The 276-nt window shown below is 39.5% G+C and carries 1 pseudogene; it reads left to right on the top strand.

The features are described from left to right. Positions 1–132 precede the first annotated feature (132 nt). Positions 133–276, top strand: a pseudogene (locus tag JIG41_RS22900) (anion transporter); the annotation flags it as partial.

The raw sequence follows: 276 nt of genomic DNA, 5'->3' as shown, positions 1-276 counted from the left end.
TATGTCAGTACCTTTGCTTTTCAGCAAGCTTGTGACGCATCATTACTGTGATATGAGATACATGATAATAAAATAAAGGCATCAATTTTGATGTTTATACATTAGCTCGTCTTGACTTCAAGGGAGCGTCCATATATGTCAAATACAGCCACTGCGGTGATGATGCTACCGATTGCTATGTCGATCACGATGTTAGTAAAGCAATCTAATCCTGATAACGACCAATTTGGCAAAGCATTATTACTATCTATCGCGTATGGCGCGAGCATTGGTGGT

It is taken from the genome of Pseudoalteromonas sp. bablab_jr011 (assembly GCF_016464045.1).
Classification (GTDB): Bacteria; Pseudomonadota; Gammaproteobacteria; order Enterobacterales; family Alteromonadaceae; genus Pseudoalteromonas; species Pseudoalteromonas lipolytica.
Note: the sequence above shows the minus strand (reverse complement) of the source record. Positions and strands in the feature narration are given on the sequence as shown.